This window comes from Bradyrhizobium sp. WSM4874 (assembly GCF_055811835.1).
This window is the reverse complement of record NZ_JBVVPR010000037.1, coordinates 1-16,682: the sequence shown is the minus strand read 5'-3', so window position 1 is coordinate 16,682 and position 16,682 is coordinate 1. Positions and strand designations below refer to the sequence as shown.

15 protein-coding genes are annotated in these 16,682 nt (G+C 62.5%); 7 read left to right on the top strand and 8 right to left on the bottom strand.

Going from position 1 to position 16,682, the window contains the following annotated elements:
- Positions 1-396 precede the first annotated feature (396 nt).
- From AC0L3P_RS29380 to AC0L3P_RS29370, 3 genes are all read right to left on the bottom strand, one after another.
- On the bottom strand, positions 397-1,101 hold the full coding sequence (locus tag AC0L3P_RS29380; protein ID WP_473307329.1) for a hypothetical protein: 705 nt from the start codon (positions 1,099-1,101) through the stop codon (positions 397-399).
- Between the two features lie 70 nt (positions 1,102-1,171).
- Entirely contained in the window at positions 1,172-2,422 is a 1,251-nt protein-coding gene (locus AC0L3P_RS29375) for a tyrosine-type recombinase/integrase (protein WP_473307327.1), read from the bottom strand.
- A 327-nt stretch (positions 2,423-2,749) separates the two neighbouring features.
- Positions 2,750-3,106: a hypothetical protein gene (locus AC0L3P_RS29370; RefSeq protein ID WP_473307324.1), complete on the bottom strand. Its 357-nt coding sequence runs from the start codon at positions 3,104-3,106 to the stop codon at positions 2,750-2,752.
- A gap of 96 nt (positions 3,107-3,202) precedes the next feature.
- On the opposite strand from AC0L3P_RS29370, the gene AC0L3P_RS29365 reads away from it, so the two are divergent.
- The 5 genes from AC0L3P_RS29365 to AC0L3P_RS29345 all read left to right on the top strand — a co-directional run bounded on the left by AC0L3P_RS29365 (position 3,203) and on the right by AC0L3P_RS29345 (position 9,266).
- Positions 3,203-3,688 carry a hypothetical protein gene (locus tag AC0L3P_RS29365; protein ID WP_473307322.1) on the top strand — a complete coding sequence of 162 codons (486 nt, stop codon included), beginning with the start codon at positions 3,203-3,205 and terminating at the stop codon, positions 3,686-3,688.
- A gap of 196 nt (positions 3,689-3,884) precedes the next feature.
- Positions 3,885-4,043, top strand: coding sequence for a hypothetical protein (locus AC0L3P_RS29360; protein ID WP_473307320.1), 159 nt, complete (start codon positions 3,885-3,887; stop codon positions 4,041-4,043).
- A gap of 247 nt (positions 4,044-4,290) precedes the next feature.
- Entirely contained in the window at positions 4,291-6,444 is a 2,154-nt protein-coding gene (locus tag AC0L3P_RS29355) for a GumC family protein (protein WP_473307317.1), read from the top strand.
- Between the two features lie 62 nt (positions 6,445-6,506).
- Positions 6,507-7,607, top strand: coding sequence for a glycoside hydrolase family 5 protein (locus AC0L3P_RS29350; RefSeq protein WP_473307315.1), 1,101 nt, complete (start codon positions 6,507-6,509; stop codon positions 7,605-7,607).
- A gap of 78 nt (positions 7,608-7,685) precedes the next feature.
- Positions 7,686-9,266, top strand: a complete 1,581-nt coding sequence (locus AC0L3P_RS29345) for a hypothetical protein (protein ID WP_473307313.1) — start codon at positions 7,686-7,688, stop codon at positions 9,264-9,266.
- An 8-nt stretch (positions 9,267-9,274) separates the two neighbouring features.
- Here the strand turns inward: AC0L3P_RS29345 and AC0L3P_RS29340 are convergent, their stop codons facing one another.
- The 4 genes from AC0L3P_RS29340 to AC0L3P_RS29325 form a co-directional block, all read right to left on the bottom strand.
- A complete protein-coding gene (locus tag AC0L3P_RS29340; RefSeq protein WP_473307311.1) occupies positions 9,275-10,351 on the bottom strand; it encodes a M48 family metallopeptidase in 1,077 nt (358 codons plus the stop codon).
- A 28-nt stretch (positions 10,352-10,379) separates the two neighbouring features.
- Positions 10,380-10,844: a DUF2846 domain-containing protein gene (locus tag AC0L3P_RS29335; RefSeq protein WP_473307307.1), complete on the bottom strand. Its 465-nt coding sequence runs from the start codon at positions 10,842-10,844 to the stop codon at positions 10,380-10,382.
- Between the two features lie 130 nt (positions 10,845-10,974).
- Positions 10,975-11,997, bottom strand: a complete 1,023-nt coding sequence (locus AC0L3P_RS29330; protein WP_473307305.1) for an LLM class flavin-dependent oxidoreductase — start codon at positions 11,995-11,997, stop codon at positions 10,975-10,977.
- A 30-nt stretch (positions 11,998-12,027) separates the two neighbouring features.
- Positions 12,028-12,957: a LysR family transcriptional regulator gene (locus tag AC0L3P_RS29325; RefSeq protein ID WP_473307463.1), complete on the bottom strand. Its 930-nt coding sequence runs from the start codon at positions 12,955-12,957 to the stop codon at positions 12,028-12,030.
- Between the two features lie 107 nt (positions 12,958-13,064).
- Here AC0L3P_RS29325 and styA point away from each other — a divergent pair, with 107 nt between their 5' ends.
- Both styA and styB read left to right on the top strand, forming a co-directional pair.
- Entirely contained in the window at positions 13,065-14,315 is a 1,251-nt protein-coding gene (gene styA, locus AC0L3P_RS29320) for a styrene monooxygenase subunit StyA (protein WP_473307302.1), read from the top strand.
- Between the two features lie 45 nt (positions 14,316-14,360).
- On the top strand, positions 14,361-14,846 hold the full coding sequence (gene styB / locus AC0L3P_RS29315; RefSeq protein ID WP_275172809.1) for a styrene monooxygenase NADH-dependent flavin reductase subunit StyB: 486 nt from the start codon (positions 14,361-14,363) through the stop codon (positions 14,844-14,846).
- A 577-nt stretch (positions 14,847-15,423) separates the two neighbouring features.
- On the opposite strand, the gene AC0L3P_RS29310 is transcribed toward styB, so the two are convergent.
- Entirely contained in the window at positions 15,424-16,122 is a 699-nt protein-coding gene (locus AC0L3P_RS29310) for an outer membrane protein (RefSeq protein WP_275172808.1), read from the bottom strand.
- Positions 16,123-16,682 lie beyond the last annotated feature (560 nt).

Sequence of the window (16,682 nt, the reverse complement as noted above, 5' to 3'; positions counted from 1 at the left end):
CAAGGAAGCCGAGCCGCCGGGCTTTCCGTTTCAGGGCTCAGGCGGCTACGGGCTGTCGTCCGATCGGGGGCAGCGAGTGCACCCAACGGCGCAACTCTGCATCCTCGAGGATGGTGGCCTTTCCGTCCTTTCGGGCGGTCAGCTCCTTGTCCTTAATGGCTTTGAAAATTCGGGAACGGCTTCGGCCGGTAGCGGCTGCAGCCTGCTCAGGCGTGTACGCAATCGGCAATTGGATTGCCGAGATTTGGACGCCATTTCCTCGGGGCGGATTGATTCCTGTCATCGGTGCACCTGCTCTTGGTCCCACCAACGCGGCGGGGATGCACTGAGACTAAAAAGGCCCAAAATAGGCCGGCAATATAGGCGAAGACCCCGCCTATTTAGATCGCGGCCTATTTAGGCCTCCGCCGATTTTGTTTTTGGCTTACCACGAGGAAGTGAGGGATGATCTCTTCTCAGTTCTCGCGCGTCTTCCCGGTTTATTCCTACGTTCCTCATAGCCACGATATCTTCAGCCAACGTTGGGATGCGGCCGTTCAGCGAATCGCGCCAATTTTTGAAAGCTTCCCGCTTTTCTGACGCGGGCCGCTTGATCGTTTGAGATTGATTTCCGTTATCTCGCGTTTCGACTTTTGCTGACCATGCCGGCGGCAGCGATTGGGCCAACTTTGCGACATCGTCTCCTTTGAACAGGATGACGCGGCGCAGAACCCCACCGGAAAGGTCTACGATGCCACTTAAAAGGATGTCTTCGGCATCGTCGCCGCCCCAGCCTTCTTTGAAGATATGGTCAAGCCTGCCGTCCTCATGCGTGAAATAGGCGGTTATTTCTCCCGCAAACAGACTTTTCCGTAGCTCCTGAAGCGCGGCCATGAAGTCGCAATAGCGATCCATCGTTCCGTCGCGTCTTGTCTCTGCGACGTAATATGGCAGGTGATTGTAAATCCACGTTGCGTTCAACGTAGTCCCGAGCTTATCCCAAACATCTTGTTCCTCAGGAACCATCGCGTCGGGCTTCCAGCGTTGAGGGTCGCGTGTTGATGCAATGGTTATGAGAGCCCTCTCCGACCCAACAAAACCTTTCGGGTAAAATCTTGCCATAGGCACTCCGCTAGTGCTCCGCAAAGGACGACACGGCAGGCTGGTGCGGACCAGCTTTTCGGGAGCTACCCTAGCCGTGCCGGTTCTTCGGCGCCTCCGCCAAAACCCGCGCTATTTCCCGCGCATACCGGTTGAACGCAGCCCGCTTTTCCTTCTGTCGCTCATACATGTCGTAATGCACAGACCCGACGTCGCGTGCCTTGTGATTCAAGCAGGCATCCCGATCCTCTTTCTTGACGCCCAGAGCTGACATTCGAGTTTCGACCGTTCGGCGGAGGTCGTGAGGCGAGGGAGGATCCTCGCTCCATTTTCCCTCAAGAGTCTCGGCAAGCCGTGCCATCGCGACCGTGAGAGCGTGAGCGCTAATCGACTGCGATTTATCTTTTGACCGTGGGGAGGGGAATAGAACTTTCGCGCCCTCGGGTAAGAGCGATATCGCCTCCTTGATGGTCTCCACTGCTAAGGAAGATAGCGGCATGAAGAAGTCCCGCTTGTTCTTCACACGCTCGGCAGGCACAGCCCAGCCGGCGGCACTGGCCTGGTTCAGGTTCTGAAGCTCAGACAGATTGCAGCCGGCAACCTCGTTTGCTCGGCCCGCGGTGAGGAGAGCGAGCCTAAGGGCCAATCCGGTCTGACGGGAAATCGGCTTTTCGACCGCCTTCCTCCAGAAGGTTCGGATTTCGCTGTCATCGAGCACGCGCTTTCCGGTCTTTTCCACCCCCCGTTTCTTCAGGCGGACCATGGGATTGTCTTCTCTCAGGTCGCAATCGATCGCGAACGAGAAGATTTTGGAAAGGAGCGAGTGAACGCGATTGGCCGCCGTAGGCGTCCCGGCCCCAACCATGCCCTCAAGCAGCTCGATGCAGTCGGCGCGCCGGATCTTCCTATAATCGCGCTTTCGCCACTTCGGCAGAACGTGCTTATCGAGGTTGCGCCGATCCTCGGCGACAGACCTGAGGCGCTTATGCCGCTCCGCGTGCTCGACCATGTAGCGTTCGGCGAGTACCGCGAAGTCACGAGACCCGGCGTCCGCTCTGGCAGTTCGCTTCGCTTCAATGGGGTTGATCCCGCTGGCTACCTGCTTACGCATGTCGTCGGCGTCGGACCGAGCCTTGGAAAGGCCGATGTCGGGATAGTTGCCGAGGGTAGCCCGCAGCGTGCGCCTGGTGAGGGGATCGCGGAAGCGGAACCCCCACGACGAAACGCCGCCTTTCGTCACACGCAGCACGAGGCCGGCGCAGCGCACGTCAGCAACCTCCAGCCTGCCTTTTGCAGGGGGCTCGACGGCGCGGCAATAGGCGTCGGTCAGCAACTTCTTCATGCGTCCCCACGGGGACACTGCGGGGACGCAAAATGGCAGGATGCAGCAGGACTGACCGGAACGGAGGGGGACATTTCTAGAGAATAAAGCGAGAACCGACCGCGTTCAAGCGTTCTGGTGCGTCCCCCACCGTTTTGAGCATCAGACTACGAATCTGAGGGTCGGACGTTCGAATCGTTCCGGGCGCGCCATTTCGAATACGCGATCAACACCGATCTCCCGCATCCGGTCGTTTAGTCCGCAGGCGGCGCACCCGTTTCCGGCGCGCCTGTGATGACAATCAATTGCACTGCTTCCAGGATTCCGCGTGCCGTGACAAAGCCCGCTTTAGCGCCGCCCAACTTCTTGCGCCGCCGGGTCCGAACCGAGCCCCTTGCTCGTCAGCAAACGGCTGAACTGATCGGCGGAAAAAAGCTGCCCGTCCGGAGCCGTGATCGAAACCACAAAACCATTCACCGCGTGCTTGCGGGCCACGATCACCGCAACGATCGCGCTGTCACGGAAATCCACGGTGCGGCAGTCGTCTTTAATAGCTTCGATGATAAATGACATTTGGCCCATGACCACAATTGGCACGCGCCAATTGCGCGCCCGGCAATTCAACCTCGTATCGGTGAAAATGATATTGCCGACAAGCCAGCTATTGACCCGATGGAACTGCGACCATACCCATAATGGGGTCAACAGCAGACCGGTCCTGCCTCACGCGCGGTGCGCCCCGGATGCATAGAACTGGTTTGTGGGCGTCGAACCGGAAATCCGTAGAAGCGGGCACTGGCCATGATTGGTACGACTGAAAGCGAGGAAATCGCGTCGGATTTGATCCGAACCGTCTCTCGCCACTCGCTGGCCTACATGCTGTGCGCAGCCAGCGAAATGTTCCGCCACTACGATTTCGATCCCCTCGACTTGATGATCATTCATGCGGTCTTGAACGCCAACGTTCTCAAGATCATGAAGAACCCCGAACTGGACCGGCAATTTGGCAGCATCCAGGCGGTTGAGCCGGACAAGATCAAGCAGGGCGTTTCCCGTGCCGCCCTGTCCCGCTTTTTCGGTCTGCCGATCGAAACCGTCCGGCGGCGCGCCGATCGCTTGAAGAAGCAGGGCATTTTCCGCGAGACCGACCAGGGACTGATCGTCACCGAAGCCAACCAGTTCAAGTTCGGCAATAATCACGAGCTGCAGAGAACCAACATGCTCCTGGTGCGGAAATTCCTCCGTGACCTCACGGAAGCGGGCGTTGAGCTACCCGGCGGGATTTGACGGCCGGATCCAGCGTTTGTTTGCCCGTCGCATCATGGCGCGAAGGCGAGACAATCCGGTTGGATCTGCTTCGCGCATCGCTGCCCTGTGAGGTTCGGCACGCAACATCACCTGTAATCTGCTTCACACGCAAACGCGCCCAATGACACTCGATGGGAATCAGGCGCGCCTCCACGCGGCCTGTTCGGAGCTGGCGATGATGGCTGCACTGGCAAAGGCGATATCCCGGGCGACGAGAACCGAAGTTGATGTTGAAACTCTGAAAGTCCTCGTGATCTTTTCGGGCGCGGGCTTGCTGCTCTCTCTCGTGGCCGCAATGATCTACGGACAGGCTGCCAGCGCCGCTTTGTTTTGAGACCCGGCACGGCATAATCCGGCGCCAGGTCGTCGAAGCGCACAAGAAAACTCATTCGCAAGCGTGTGCATTCGGTGTCGCCCGGTGCCCGGACGCGCGGGACCGCTCTACGCGCAGGGCCGTGCGTCGTCTCTTAACGAACCGTTTACCGAGCTTCGCGGCCGCCGTAACCGCGGGTTAACCATGGATATTTACGGTGTAGCAAGTCTCTAGGTTGTGCCTGTCAGTTGATTTCGAGTCCAATTCCATGGCGTTCGGTAGAAGCGCATCTCCGCGAAGCATCGCCCCGACGGAGCCCGCGGCTTCGTGGGAAGCGCCGCGGGCTACGGCGGCGACGCCCGACAACACCGCACCCGCGCTGATCAAGGGATCGCTGGCCCTCACCGGCGCGTTCTCTTTCCTGCGCGAGAACGGCCGGCGCATCCTGATGCTGGCGCTGGCATTTTTCGCGCTCGGCCTCGTCGTGCTGATGGTGCTGCCGGTCCGGTATGCCGCGACGGCGCTCGTCGTGGTCGATCCTCGCGAGCTGCGCGTCACCACGGATCAGGACGTGCTGCCTGGCATCGGCCAGGACGCCGCTGCGCTTCAGAGCCAGATCGAGATCGCCAAGTCGGACGGTTTTCTCCGGCCCTTGATCGAGAAGCTCAAGATCGCCGACGACGAAGATATCGCAGGCGGTCATACCGACATGACGCGCCTGCTCGAAAAACTCCGCAGCCGTCTTGATATCTCGCGTCGTGGCCTGACCTACGTCATCGCCATCTCGTTCACCTCGAACAGTGCGGAGCGGGCGGCTTATTATGCCAATGCCATCGCAGAGGCGTTCGTCGCGACCCAGAGCCGCGTCCGCAGCGATGCGACGGACGAGGCGGCCGACTGGCTCAAAGACCGGCTGAAGGCGCTGAACGAGCGCCTGCGCGTCTCGGAAGACGCCGTCGCAGCCTTCCGGCTCGAGCACAAGATCCTCAATGCCGGCAAGGATTCCACCACCCAGCAATTGCGGGTGACTGACCTGAACCAGCAGGTCTCCGCCGCTCGCGCGCGCACCGAGGAAGCCAAGGCGCGTTACGAGCAGGTGCAGCGCGATCTCAAGGCCAATGTCGAAGGTCCGGTGAAGCAGGATCTCCTGAGCATGCTGCGCGCGCAGCGCTCGACCCTGAACGACCAGATCGCACAGAAGAAGGCGGTCTACGGCGACCGCCATCCTGATCTTGCGATTTCCTACAGCCAGTTGGCTGACATCAACAGGCAGATCGAGGTCGAGCGCAAGAAGAACATCGACACCGCGAAATCCGAATACGAGGCCCAGCTTGAGCAGCAGGCTGCGCTGGAGAAGCAGCTCAAGGCGGTCGAGACGCAGATGCTGGTGGACGGCCAGGCGCTCGTGAAGCTGCAGGAACTGCAGCGCGATGCCGATGCCAACAAGAATATCTACGAGCAGTTCTTGTCGCGGTTCAAGACGACCAACGAGCAGCGTCAGCTTCAGAGCTCGCAGACCAAGATCGCCTCGCCGGCGATCCCGCCGCTGCGCTCCACGCGTCCGCCGCTCGCGCTGCTGCTCGCCGCGCTCGCGATCGGCTCGCTGCTGACGTCAACCGCTGCGGTTGCGGCAATGACGAGCATGTCCGACAAGTCCGATCCTGCCGAGGCTCCGGCTCGAACGCCGGCGCATGCGGAGGCGAGGGAGATGCTCAAGCGGCAAGTCCAGCGTCCGGCTCCGGCCGTGCAGCAACCCGAGGCGATGCCGAACCTTCCGGTCTGGTCCCGCATTCCCGAACTGATGTCGGGAGCTGCGCCCAACACTGTCTGGCAACGACCGATTGCCGCCACAGCCGAACTCGATCTCGGCACTTACTTGCGTCCGCTGCTCGAGCGTATCGATCGTGCCCCGGCGCGTGGCTGCAAGGTCGCCCTCGTGCTGTCGGTCGGCAAGAGCGCCGGCGGCAACACCGTTGCGCGCTCCCTCAACCGCGCGGCGGTCGATCGCGGGATGATGAGCGTGCTGATAAGGCTGCAGCCGGAATTCGCGGGCGCCCAGCCGCCGGTGACCGAATGGCAGGACGGCTCCACCACTGCGGGGCTCCAGTCGATCGACGAGCTGCTGAGCGCCGGCAGGAAGGCCAATGCGCGGCCAGAGGACGACATTCGCTCGGAGTTCGACCTGATCATCGTCCATGCGAACAATCTTGCCTTGCAGCCAGATGCGATCGCGCTCGCCGCGCACGCGGACCTGATCATCCCGGTGGTGCGCGCCGGCGAGCTCGGTTCGGCGGCGATGCGACGGGTGACCGCCGCGCTATCGAAGTACGACGCCATCCCGACCGGCCTCGTCGTCAATCATGCGCCCGCGGGCTCTGCCGCGCCTCACCCCGGCGGCGGCCCGCTTAGCAGGGCGATTTGACGATGGCGACGTGCCGTCGTCTGCTCCTCTCCACGATCTTGCTGTCCACGATCTTGATGCCAATGTCGCTCGCATCAGTGGCATCGGCCGAAACTTGCCTGCCTGTCCCGCAGACCGTCGCGCCGGACAGGCTCGCCGCGCTGTCGCGCGGGTTCAATGCCGACGGCTGGATCAACGGCGAAAAATCCGCGCCTCCGACTCGCGAGTTGCTGCAGCAACTCCGCAAGGCGGGGATGAGTCATGTCCGCTTGCCGGTACCGGCCGAGCGCGTGATGCTGCGCTTCGCCCCGAAGGCGGAAAGGGATGAGACGCTCCGGGCGCTCGACAAGGCATTGAAGCAGCTCATCTCGCTCGGCTATTCAATCTCCGTCGATCTTCATCCCGGCGATCGTTTCAATCGCCTGCACAAGGACGACGCCGACGCGTCGCTGCGCGAGCTGGAGGATGCATGGGGCACGCTCGCCCAGGTCATTCAATCGTTTCCGGCCGACCGCATCTTCGCCGAGCTGCTCAATGAGCCCGACATCGAAGCCGATAGATGGCAAAAGCAGGTCGAAACGCTCGCTGTCTTCGTTCGGCAATTGCTTCCCGCGACCACGCTGATCGTCGGCCCGGTCGACTGGCAACGCGCCGACTCGCTGCCGCGGTTTCGCCCGTTGCCGGATCCAAACGTCGTCTACGCCATCCATTTCTACGATCCCATGGTGTTCACACACCAGGGCCATTGGGACGTGCAGGATCCGCTGCACGACATCACGGATCTGCCTTATCCGATCAGCGCCGGCGATCCCGGGGTTCGGGCGCTCCGCCGGGACTTGCTGGACAGAGGCGCGACGAAGGCGCTCGGCATGCTCGACACGGCGATTGCCGTCGCCAGGGACAAGCCGGATGTCAGCCGCTGGCTCGAGCCCGCGATTGCTTGGCAGCAGCAATTTTGGCGACCGATCATCATCAACGAATTTGGCGTGTTGAAAGCCGCGGCGCCCCGGGACAGCCGCGTGCGCTGGCTCGCGGCCGTGACCGCATATGCGCGGGCGCATTGCTGGGGCTGGACGCATTGGGAGCTGGCGCAGGGATTCGGCCTGCTCGAAAACGGCACAGGCAAGCCCGATCCCGACGTCATGCGCGCGCTGCTCGGCGCGACCAGGCCCGGCCGGCGCTGAACCCGGCCCGCCATCGTTAACGAATCCTTACGCTTCCTGCCGCTATCGTGGCCGCCGCGCTGCGCCAAAGGACGAGTCATGAGTGGCGGGACCTCACCGCATCTTCAAGCCGTGCAGGCGGGCTGTCCCGAGCCAACGCGTTCGTCTTCGCGTTCGCCTTGGCGCGAGCTGATCCCGACGCTGTGCATCGCCATCGCAACCATCGGCTTTGCGCCGGTCCTGCACGTGGCGAGCCCGGTCCTGTCTCTGACCGTCGAAGTTCTCGTCGCCATCGCCATCGTGGTTGCGGTTCCAGCCTACGCGCCGGCCATCGCTATCTTCGTCCTGTTCTTCCAGAACCTTTTCGTCTCGATCCTGTCGCCGCTGATTTCGGCGCCGTCCGACCTGGACTTCATCAAAGGCTACAATTTTCTCGTCTGCTCCGTGATGTGGCTGACGACGTTTGGGCTGTACGTCGCCGGCCAAAGGAACAGGTCGACGGAGGTCAATCAAATCATGCGCTGGGGTGTCGTGACCCTCGCCGTGGTGTCGTTGTATTTTGCGATCGGCTTCGTGCAGGATGGCCAGGCGGCAACGGTCTATCTGCGCAACATCGTGCTGCCGCTGTTCCTTTTTCAGCTCTCGCTGCTGACGGCGGCGACCTATGAGGTTCGCGCCACGCCATTCCTGGTGACGCTCGGAGCCATTCTGATCCTGTGCGGATACGTCGAGTTTGCGTTTCGGGATTTCTGGCTGGCCATCACCAACGGCTACACGTTCTGGGGTTTCGACGAGCTCAAGGCGGCCCGTTCCGGCGTTTGGGAAGCCGAGATGCGCGCTACCGGCAACGTACCGGTCGATCTGAAGGATCGCTTCAGCTTCGACTTCCTCAATACGCCCCTGCTCGAAGGGTTCGGCCTGTCGAAGATCCTCCGCATCCACGGACCGAATATGCACCCGATCAGCTTCGCGTACGGGATCGCTTTTTTCGGGCTTTTCCTGTTTTCGGTAGGGCGTCCGGTTCTGGCCCTTGTGGCGTTGCCGCTGCTGATCGTTTGCAGCGTCAAGGGCGCGCTCATCGTGGTGGTTTTCGTGGCTGCGGCCTGGATATCGACCCGTCTGCTCGGCGCCGTGGTGACGCTATGGCTCGGCTTCGTGGCGTTGATCGTGTTTGCAATTGCCGCGATCCGCGTTGGCTTGCAGATCGGCGACTATCACGTTCTTGGCCTCATGGGCGGCTTGAACGGATTTCTCGAAAAGCCGTTTGGCCGCGGCCTGGGAGTTGGCGGAAATCTCTCGGACGACTATTTCTCGATCGACTGGAGCGCCGCGCAGGCCGCCGGAACGACCAACGGCGCCGTCGAGAGTGCGATCGGCGTCCTGCTGTACCAGATGGGCATCGCGGCCCTCGTTCCGCTGGCGTTTCATTTCGCGGTGGCGCTGAAGGCCTGGCGTCTTTATGCGTTCTCCGGATATTTGACGCAGGGGCTCGCAGGCTTCGGCGTCATGGTCGTGCTGCTGAATGGATTGTTTCAGGAAGAGGCCTTGTTCGCGCCGCTGGCGCTTGGGCTCACGCTCTCGCTCACCGGGCTGGTCATCGGCAGCCACATCAGGGCGCAGACGGTCTCAGTTCCGGATGACGACCCGGAGCGACTGGCACACTACCAGCCCGCGACGTAGCCCGTAGCTCACCAGCCGACGGTCACCCAAGCCTGCGCCTTTTTCCGCCATTCGTCGTCGAAGCGGGCCGCGATGTCCTTTGCCGCGTCCTGCGAGAGAAGCTGCTCGATAGCGGATGTCTCGATGTCGCCAATATCGGGAACGCCGGTGTATCCGAGATTGGCAAGCCGCTTGGCAAAGGGCGGGTGCGCCGCGTCCGGATCGTGCTCGCGCGTCAGGCCGGCGACGGCAGCCGCGGTCATCGGCTCAGGCGCCCTGATGTCCCCGAGCTGGTTCAAGACGCGCTCGAAGGGCGGGCGGGGTGCATGGATGGCGCCCAGCACCTCTTTCTCCAAAGGGGCGTAGATGAGATCGGTGAGACGCGTTCCGCACGCCTCCATCAGGACCAGCGCCCGCGCCATCTCGGCGCGGCCAATTTGTTCGGCGGCCCCGAGATCGGCGTAAAGCTCGTTCTCTCGCGACAGGGTGCGATATTCCCTGTCGAGCCATTCGAGCATGGAGCGGAGCAGGGCTCGGGCAATGCGTCCCGTGATGGTGTGGTCCGGATCGGCGTAGAACAGCACGTTCTCGGAGGCCGCGATGAAATCCGAAAGGTTGATGCTTCCCGAGGTATGGCGAAGCCGGGCATGGGCCACTTCATGGGCGACGACCGCGCGAACTGCACGCTCATCCAGGATGATCAGCAGTGGCAGGCCGACGATCATCGTGATCTGCCGTCCGAACAGCCCGGCGTATCGGCTGACCTCGCTGATCGATGCGTTGAAATTGGTGTCGATCCGCAAGCTGCGGTTGGATCGGACGAAGCCATGGTCGAGCTCCTTCCACGCCGCCCAGAGGCCTGGGGCGGTCTCCTCGCTCGCCTCGAAACTCCGATGCTTCGGCGTGGGCAGGAGCAGCAGGCCAATGGCGACCGCCACCGCGGCCGTGAATATGGAGAACACGATTGGTGCGGTCGCCAGCGTCGCGACCGTGTAACGATCCATTGCCATCAGCCAGACAGCCAGCATCACGCAGGCCAGTGCCACGACCGGAAGAACGGCGTAGCGGCCAAGACGCAGGATGATTGTCAGGGCAAGGCGTCTCATCAGCGCTTCGAGAGCGGAACGATTCGAATCACGCCTTGCCGCACGACCTGTTGCTCTGATGCAGGCTGGCGACGTCCGCGCGACCCTGGTCCTCCGTGACCTGGATCAGCGTGATCGCGCCTGGTGTCACGATCCCCATCTGCGGCTGGGCGGAGAGATAGGTCGTGCTGCCGGCGCGCAGATCGACGCTCATCTTCTCGCTGCCCTGTCCGAACAGATTGGTACTCAGCGGCAGATTGTTGACGGCGACCTCGTGGCGGCCCGGAGGCAGCTCGCACGCCACGAATCCTGCGGCCTGGCTGCCGCCAATCACGCGCCCGTCGACCACATAGTTGGGCTGAACCGCAAATCCCAGCGCCGACGTCCGATAGACCACAAGCCGTGCAGTATTTGACTTGACGTTGTCAGTGAGAGCCGCACTGCCCATCGGCCCCGATGCGCAGCCCGCAAGACACGCGGCCACGACCAGAGCCCCCAGATAACCACCCCGCATTTTCGCCCCTGATGAATTCCAAATCCCCGGCGGCATCATTGTCAGGGTAGTGACTGAAGTCAACCGCGACTTCAGGTCGTGCGACTGCGGCTCCCGTCGGGGTCACACGGGCCTGGCTTTGCCCTTCCCGTCACCTCCACCCGAGCGCCGGCGCCACATGCGTCAAGATCGCCTCGATCGCATGCGCGCAATAGTCCACGCCCAGCTGGTTCGGGATCGTGAGCAGCAACGTATCCGCCTCCGCGATCGCCTCGTCCTGCCGGAGCTGCTCAATCAGCGCATCCGGTTCAGCCGCGTAGCTCCGGCCGAAGATCGCCCGCGTCCGCGGGTCTATGAAGCCGATCTGGTCTTCGCCGCCGCGCTCGGAGCCGAAATAGGCGCGGTCGCGATCGTCGATCAGCGCGAAGATGCTGCGGCTGACGGACACGCGAGGCTCGCGGGCGTGGCCGGCCTCTTTCCAGGCAGCGCGATAGGTACGGATCTGCGCGGCCTGCTGCACATGGAAGGCTTCGCCGGTCTCGTCGTTCTTCAGCGTCGAGCTCTGCAGATTCATGCCGTGCTTGGCGGCCCAGACCGCCGTCGCGTTCGAGCCGGCACCCCACCAGATTCGTTCGCGCAGGCCTTCCGCATGGGGCTCGAGCCGCAACAGCCCCGGCGGATTTGGGAACATCGGCTGCGGGTTGGGTTTTGCAAAACCTTCGCCGCGCAAGATGTCGAGAAAGACCTCGGCATGACGCCGGCCCATGTCGGCGTCGCTCTCGCCGTCGGCCGGCTGATAACCGAAATAACGCCAGCCATCGATCACCTGCTCGGGCGAGCCGCGGCTGATGCCGAGCTGGAGCCGGCCGCCGGCAATGAGATCGGCGGAGCCTGCATCCTCCACCATGTAGAGCGGATTCTCGTAGCGCATGTCGATCACGGCCGTGCCGATCTCGATCTTGCTGGTCCTGGCGCCGACGGCGGCAAGCAGCGGAAAGGGCGAGGCGAGTTGCCGCGCGAAATGGTGCACACGGAAATAGGCGCCGTCGGCGCCGAGTTCTTCCGCCGCAACCGCAAGCTCGATCGATTGCAGCAGCGTATCCGCGGCCGAGCGGGTCTGCGATTGCGGCGAGGGCGTCCAGTGCCCGAAGGAGAGGAATCCGATCTTTTTCATGGGCGTCATTTAATGATGGCCGGGATGGCGTCAACCGCCGGCGCTGGCGGTACGGGTATGCGGAGAGGCCGGCGCGAAGTGCTCGGCACGTTCGACCAGGAGGTTCAGAAAGCTTCGCGCGCGCAGCGACATCCACTGCGTCTCCGGATAAACCGCATGCAGGGGCAGTGCGGCGATGGCGTAGTCCGGAAGCAGATGCTCGAGCTCGCCGCTGCGGAGGCCGTCCGCCGCGTTCCACTCGGGCAGGATGGCGATGCCGAGATGATGCATCGTTGCCTCCTGCATCGCGTCGGCATCGTCGACGTGGATGGGGCCGTTGATGGATGCGACGTGACGGCCATGCTCGGATTCGAAGACCCATTGCTGCGCCGGCGTCATGCGCGAATAGACGATGCACTGGTGTGAGCCGAGATCATCCGGCGTCCGCGGCATCGGACGGCCATGCAGATAGGTGGGTGTCGCGACCAGATAGCGCTGCACGGTGCCGAGCCGGCGGGCCACCAGCGTGCTCGCCTCCAGATTTCCGATCCTCAACGCGAGCTCAATGCCTTCTTCCACCAGATTGACGAAGCGCTCGCTGAAGCGGATGTCGACCCGAACCTCCGGATAATTCCGGACATACTCGGCGATGACCGGCATCATGTAGCGTCGCCCGAACGAAGACGGCACGCCAATCCGGAGCGTGCCGGCGGGACGGGGCGCTGCCTGTTCGACACTCGATCGCGCCATGTCGAAACTGTCGAGAATCTGCCGCGCGAGATCGTAGATCCGGTGCGCGTCAGCCGTCGGTTTCAGCGTGCGCGTCGTGCGCAAAAACAGCTGCGTGCCGAATTCGCCTTCCAGCATCGCGATGCGCTTGCTGATGGCGGGCTGACCGATGCCGAGCTCCTTGGCCGCAGCCGAGAAGCTGCCGCCCTCGAGGGTGCGAACGAACGCGCGCAGGCAATCGATCCGGTCCATCATTCATTCCGATCCGGAATAAATTATATCCCATTTATTCCGTAGTGTGCAACACAGCGGGCGGCTAGGCTTCCTCGAAACGAACAATCACAGGGGAGGACACGACGGTGGCACGCAACATCGGCATCATCGGCGCCGGAATCGCCGGGCTGCATCTCGCGCTCTACCTGCAGAAGCATGGCGTGGACGCCACTGTCATCACCGACCGGCCGCCTGATGATTATCGCAATATCCGGTTGCTCAACACCGTCGCGCATCACCACGTGACGATCGCGCGCGAGGACTATCTCGGCGTCAATCACTGGACCGATCCGAAGGATCATTATTACTACCACGATCACGTCTTCAATTTTCCGCAGCCGCTGAGCTTTCGCGGTGACTTCTCGAAGCCGAGCCGCGCCGTCGACTATCGGATCTATCTTCCCGCGTTGATGAAGGACTTCGTCAGCCGCGGCGGCAGGATCGAATACCGCCGCATCGAAGAGCGCGACATCCGTCCGCTGGTCGCGCGCTTCGACCTGCTGGTCGTCTCGACCGGCAAGGGGCCGCTGGGCCAGCTCTTCACCTACCGTCCGGAGCACACGCCCTATTCGCAGCCGCAACGGCGACTGTGCGTCGGGCTCTACACCGGCGTGCGGCAGCCCGATCCCATGAATGTCACGCTCTCGGTGTCACCCGGCCACGGCGAGATGATCGTGATTCCGACCGTCACCTTCGGCGGTGTTGCCAACGCGCTGCTGATGGAAAACGTGCCGGGCGGCGACATGGAAGAGCTGGCGACGCTCAGCTACGACGATAACCCGAAGCACTTTTTGAAGGTGCTGCTGGGCAAGCTGGAGAAGCATCACCCGACGACCTACGACCGCATCGATACGGCGCGCTTCGATCTGGCGCAGCCGCAGGATCTGCTGCAAGGCGGTGTGGTCCCCACGGTGCGCCACACGGTGGTCGAGTTCGACGACGGCAAATGCGCGATCGCGCTCGGCGACGTCCATGCCATTGTCGATCCCATGATGGGCCAGGGCGCCAATATCGCCTCCTATGCCGCCTTCGTGCTCGGCGAGGAAATTGTCCATTCCGACGCGCTCGACGCGCGTCTTTGCGAGAAGATCGATCTGAAGCGGCAGGATCGCGTGCTGGCGGCGTCGCGCTGGACCAACGTGATGCTGCAGCCGCCGACGGACGCGCTCGGTATGCTGATCGGCGCGATGAGCCAGAATCCCGCGCTGGCAAACGAGTTCACCGAGAATTTCAACTTCCCGGACCGTCAATGGGACCGCATCTCGACACCGCAGCGCATCCAGGCCTGGATCGAACGCATGTCGGCGCCGCCTGAGCCCGTCAGAGCCAGTGCGTGACGATCGATAGTGCAACGCTCCTCCACCTCGCGAGCGGAGACTGAGATGCAACGCGCCAATCCGGCGTCGTTCCGCGAAGCCGCGTCGCGCTTTGCGACCGGCGTCGCAGTACTGACTGCGCTGGACGAGCACGGCCGTGTCTGCGGCATGACTGCAAACAGCTTTGTCACTGTCAGCCTGTCGCCGCCGACCGTGCTGGTCTCCATCATGCTCGGCCGGATGCACCGGGCGATCTCCGCGACCGGACGCTATTGCGTCAACGTCCTGCCCGACCATGGCCGCGACCTGTCGCGGCATTTCGCGAGCCAGCCGCACACCGGCGCCAGTCCGGATTACGACATCGTGGACGGCCTGCCACGCCTTCGGGGATGCATCGCCTGGTTCGGCTGCGAGGTGACCCAGCACGTCGACGTCGGCGACCACACGCTGATCATCGCCGAAGTCTCGACCTGCGACCATCGCGACACCACGCCGCTGGTGTTCTTTTCCAGCCGGTATCATCGCGGGGCGGGGGTGCCGGTGGAGAGGTGAGGGGGAGGGCCTTGGTCGCTCTCAGGGAATGCTGTGACCACGGATGTCCGCAACACGCCAGTCTGCATAGTGTATGCGATAGGATAAGCAACGGGGCGAGCGGCGGTAAGCCAGGGAATTTGCGCGCCTGACCCGCTCGGGAAGTGCGGCTCGCATCGGGCGCTTCAGGTTGCTCCACCATGCATCAGACATGCAAGTGTGTTCGATGTGCTCGAAGGCGCATTGGACGGCAAGCGATGCCATCTGCTCTCTGGCTCGGGCGGCAAAGGAGCGGACGAACTGCTCCGCTGCGGAGTTGGCTCGCAGCCAAGTGAATGCCAGGACTGCCGCCGCCAGCGGCAAGCAAGTGCATCCGCGTACCCGTTGGGGCCCGGCTTCTCTTTCAATTCATATGTCCGCTTCTGGTCCACAGCTTGCCGCGCGCACCCCGCCGCGGACCGCTGTTGCCCGTAGCTGACCTCGAGTAGTTGCTGGAGAGCTTGGCAAAACCGCAAGGCGCCAACTCGCGCCAGCCATTCCGGCTTAGGAGAAAGGGCCAGCCCGTATGGCTGGCCCTTTGAGTATATTACGTAAGCCGTCAGTAACGAGAAGCCGAGGCGGCACCCCAATTGAACCGGTAGTTCAGGCCGCCCTTGATGGTGTGCTCGTCATTGCGGAAGCCGACGGCGGTAACAACACCACCGGCGCTGGTGAAGAGAGCGTTCCGCGTGCCAAAGTCGTAGTACTGGTATTCGACCTTGCCTGACCAGTTCTGGGCGAACATGTATTCGAGACCACCGCCCACGGTGTAGCCGTCGCGACCACCGCCGCTGTTGGTGAATGTGCCGCCGCCGAAGCCGTTCGTAAGGCGGGAGTCGGCCCAGGCGTAGCCGCCTTTGACGTACAGCAGCGCCGGACCCCAGGTGTAGCCGAGGCGACCGGTGACCGAACCGAGCCCACGGTTGACGAAGGCATTGTCATTGGTGTCGAGGAAGCTGTAGTTCGCCTCGATGCCCAGCACCCAGTTCGGTGAGAACTGATGGTCGTAACCGACCTGCACGCCGCCCATGAACACACCATCGTTGCTGCTGGTGCCGGTGAAGCCGGGGGCCAGAATGTTGTTGCTGCCGCCGAATGCGCCGCCGACGTGACCGCCGATGTAAAAGCCGGTCCAGTTGTAGATCGGCGAGGCCTCCATCGGTGGGGCTTTGGTGTAAGGACGCGCGGCCATATCAGCTGCCGATGCTGTACCCGCTAGGGCGGCAAAAGCGACAGTAGCGAGAAGGAACTTTTTCATTTCGAGTCTCTCAGGTTTAAGAACGTGTGCCAAACGCTACCCCACCTCACCGGATTTGCTGTAGCGCGCCAGACACACGTGTCCGATCTGCGTGAGGATCGCTCTGGTCATTTGTTAAAGGGGGAACCGTGTAGACCCGCAACCGGGCGTCTGAGCTACGAGTTCCGCGGTTCCGCCATCGCGAAGTACTGATCATTGTGCATTCCAAAGCTCCGGCACGATCCGGGCTTTTTGTGCCGTTCATACTGGAAGCTCATCAACCGGGGACGTCGCATCTTGGCCCTAGCGGACCTGCCGCGCGCAGCCGGTGCAGGACCGCTTGTGACCCGAAGCAGACGAACTTGGGAAGGTGCACGACCCCCGAACTGCCGAGCCGAGCCGAATACTGAGCGCAGCGCAACGGCGCTCGCGGTGACCTCTTAGCCGGTATTTTTGACCGCTTCAGCCAGTATCTCGTAAAGCTGCTGCTTGCTGAATTGCTTAGGCTGCTGCCTCTCCGCTGCGTTCCGCGACACCTTCTTTGCGACTGGAAGGGCGCAAGCTGCCGACGACGTCGCCCT

Coding starts and splice junctions, on each gene's coding strand:
- AC0L3P_RS29375 (WP_473307327.1), bottom strand. CDS start 2,422: ATGAAGAAGTTGCTGACCGACGCCTATTGCCGCGCCGTCGAGCCCCCT.
- AC0L3P_RS29335 (WP_473307307.1), bottom strand. CDS start 10,844: ATGCGGGGTGGTTATCTGGGGGCTCTGGTCGTGGCCGCGTGTCTTGCG.
- AC0L3P_RS29340 (WP_473307311.1), bottom strand. CDS start 10,351: ATGAGACGCCTTGCCCTGACAATCATCCTGCGTCTTGGCCGCTACGCC.
- styB (WP_275172809.1), top strand. CDS start 14,361: ATGCAACGCGCCAATCCGGCGTCGTTCCGCGAAGCCGCGTCGCGCTTT.
- AC0L3P_RS29360 (WP_473307320.1), top strand. CDS start 3,885: ATGATGGCTGCACTGGCAAAGGCGATATCCCGGGCGACGAGAACCGAA.
- AC0L3P_RS29350 (WP_473307315.1), top strand. CDS start 6,507: ATGTCGCTCGCATCAGTGGCATCGGCCGAAACTTGCCTGCCTGTCCCG.
- AC0L3P_RS29380 (WP_473307329.1), bottom strand. CDS start 1,101: ATGGCAAGATTTTACCCGAAAGGTTTTGTTGGGTCGGAGAGGGCTCTC.
- AC0L3P_RS29330 (WP_473307305.1), bottom strand. CDS start 11,997: ATGAAAAAGATCGGATTCCTCTCCTTCGGGCACTGGACGCCCTCGCCG.
- AC0L3P_RS29345 (WP_473307313.1), top strand. CDS start 7,686: ATGAGTGGCGGGACCTCACCGCATCTTCAAGCCGTGCAGGCGGGCTGT.
- AC0L3P_RS29355 (WP_473307317.1), top strand. CDS start 4,291: ATGGCGTTCGGTAGAAGCGCATCTCCGCGAAGCATCGCCCCGACGGAG.
- AC0L3P_RS29310 (WP_275172808.1), bottom strand. CDS start 16,122: ATGAAAAAGTTCCTTCTCGCTACTGTCGCTTTTGCCGCCCTAGCGGGT.
- AC0L3P_RS29325 (WP_473307463.1), bottom strand. CDS start 12,957: ATGGACCGGATCGATTGCCTGCGCGCGTTCGTTCGCACCCTCGAGGGC.
- AC0L3P_RS29365 (WP_473307322.1), top strand. CDS start 3,203: ATGATTGGTACGACTGAAAGCGAGGAAATCGCGTCGGATTTGATCCGA.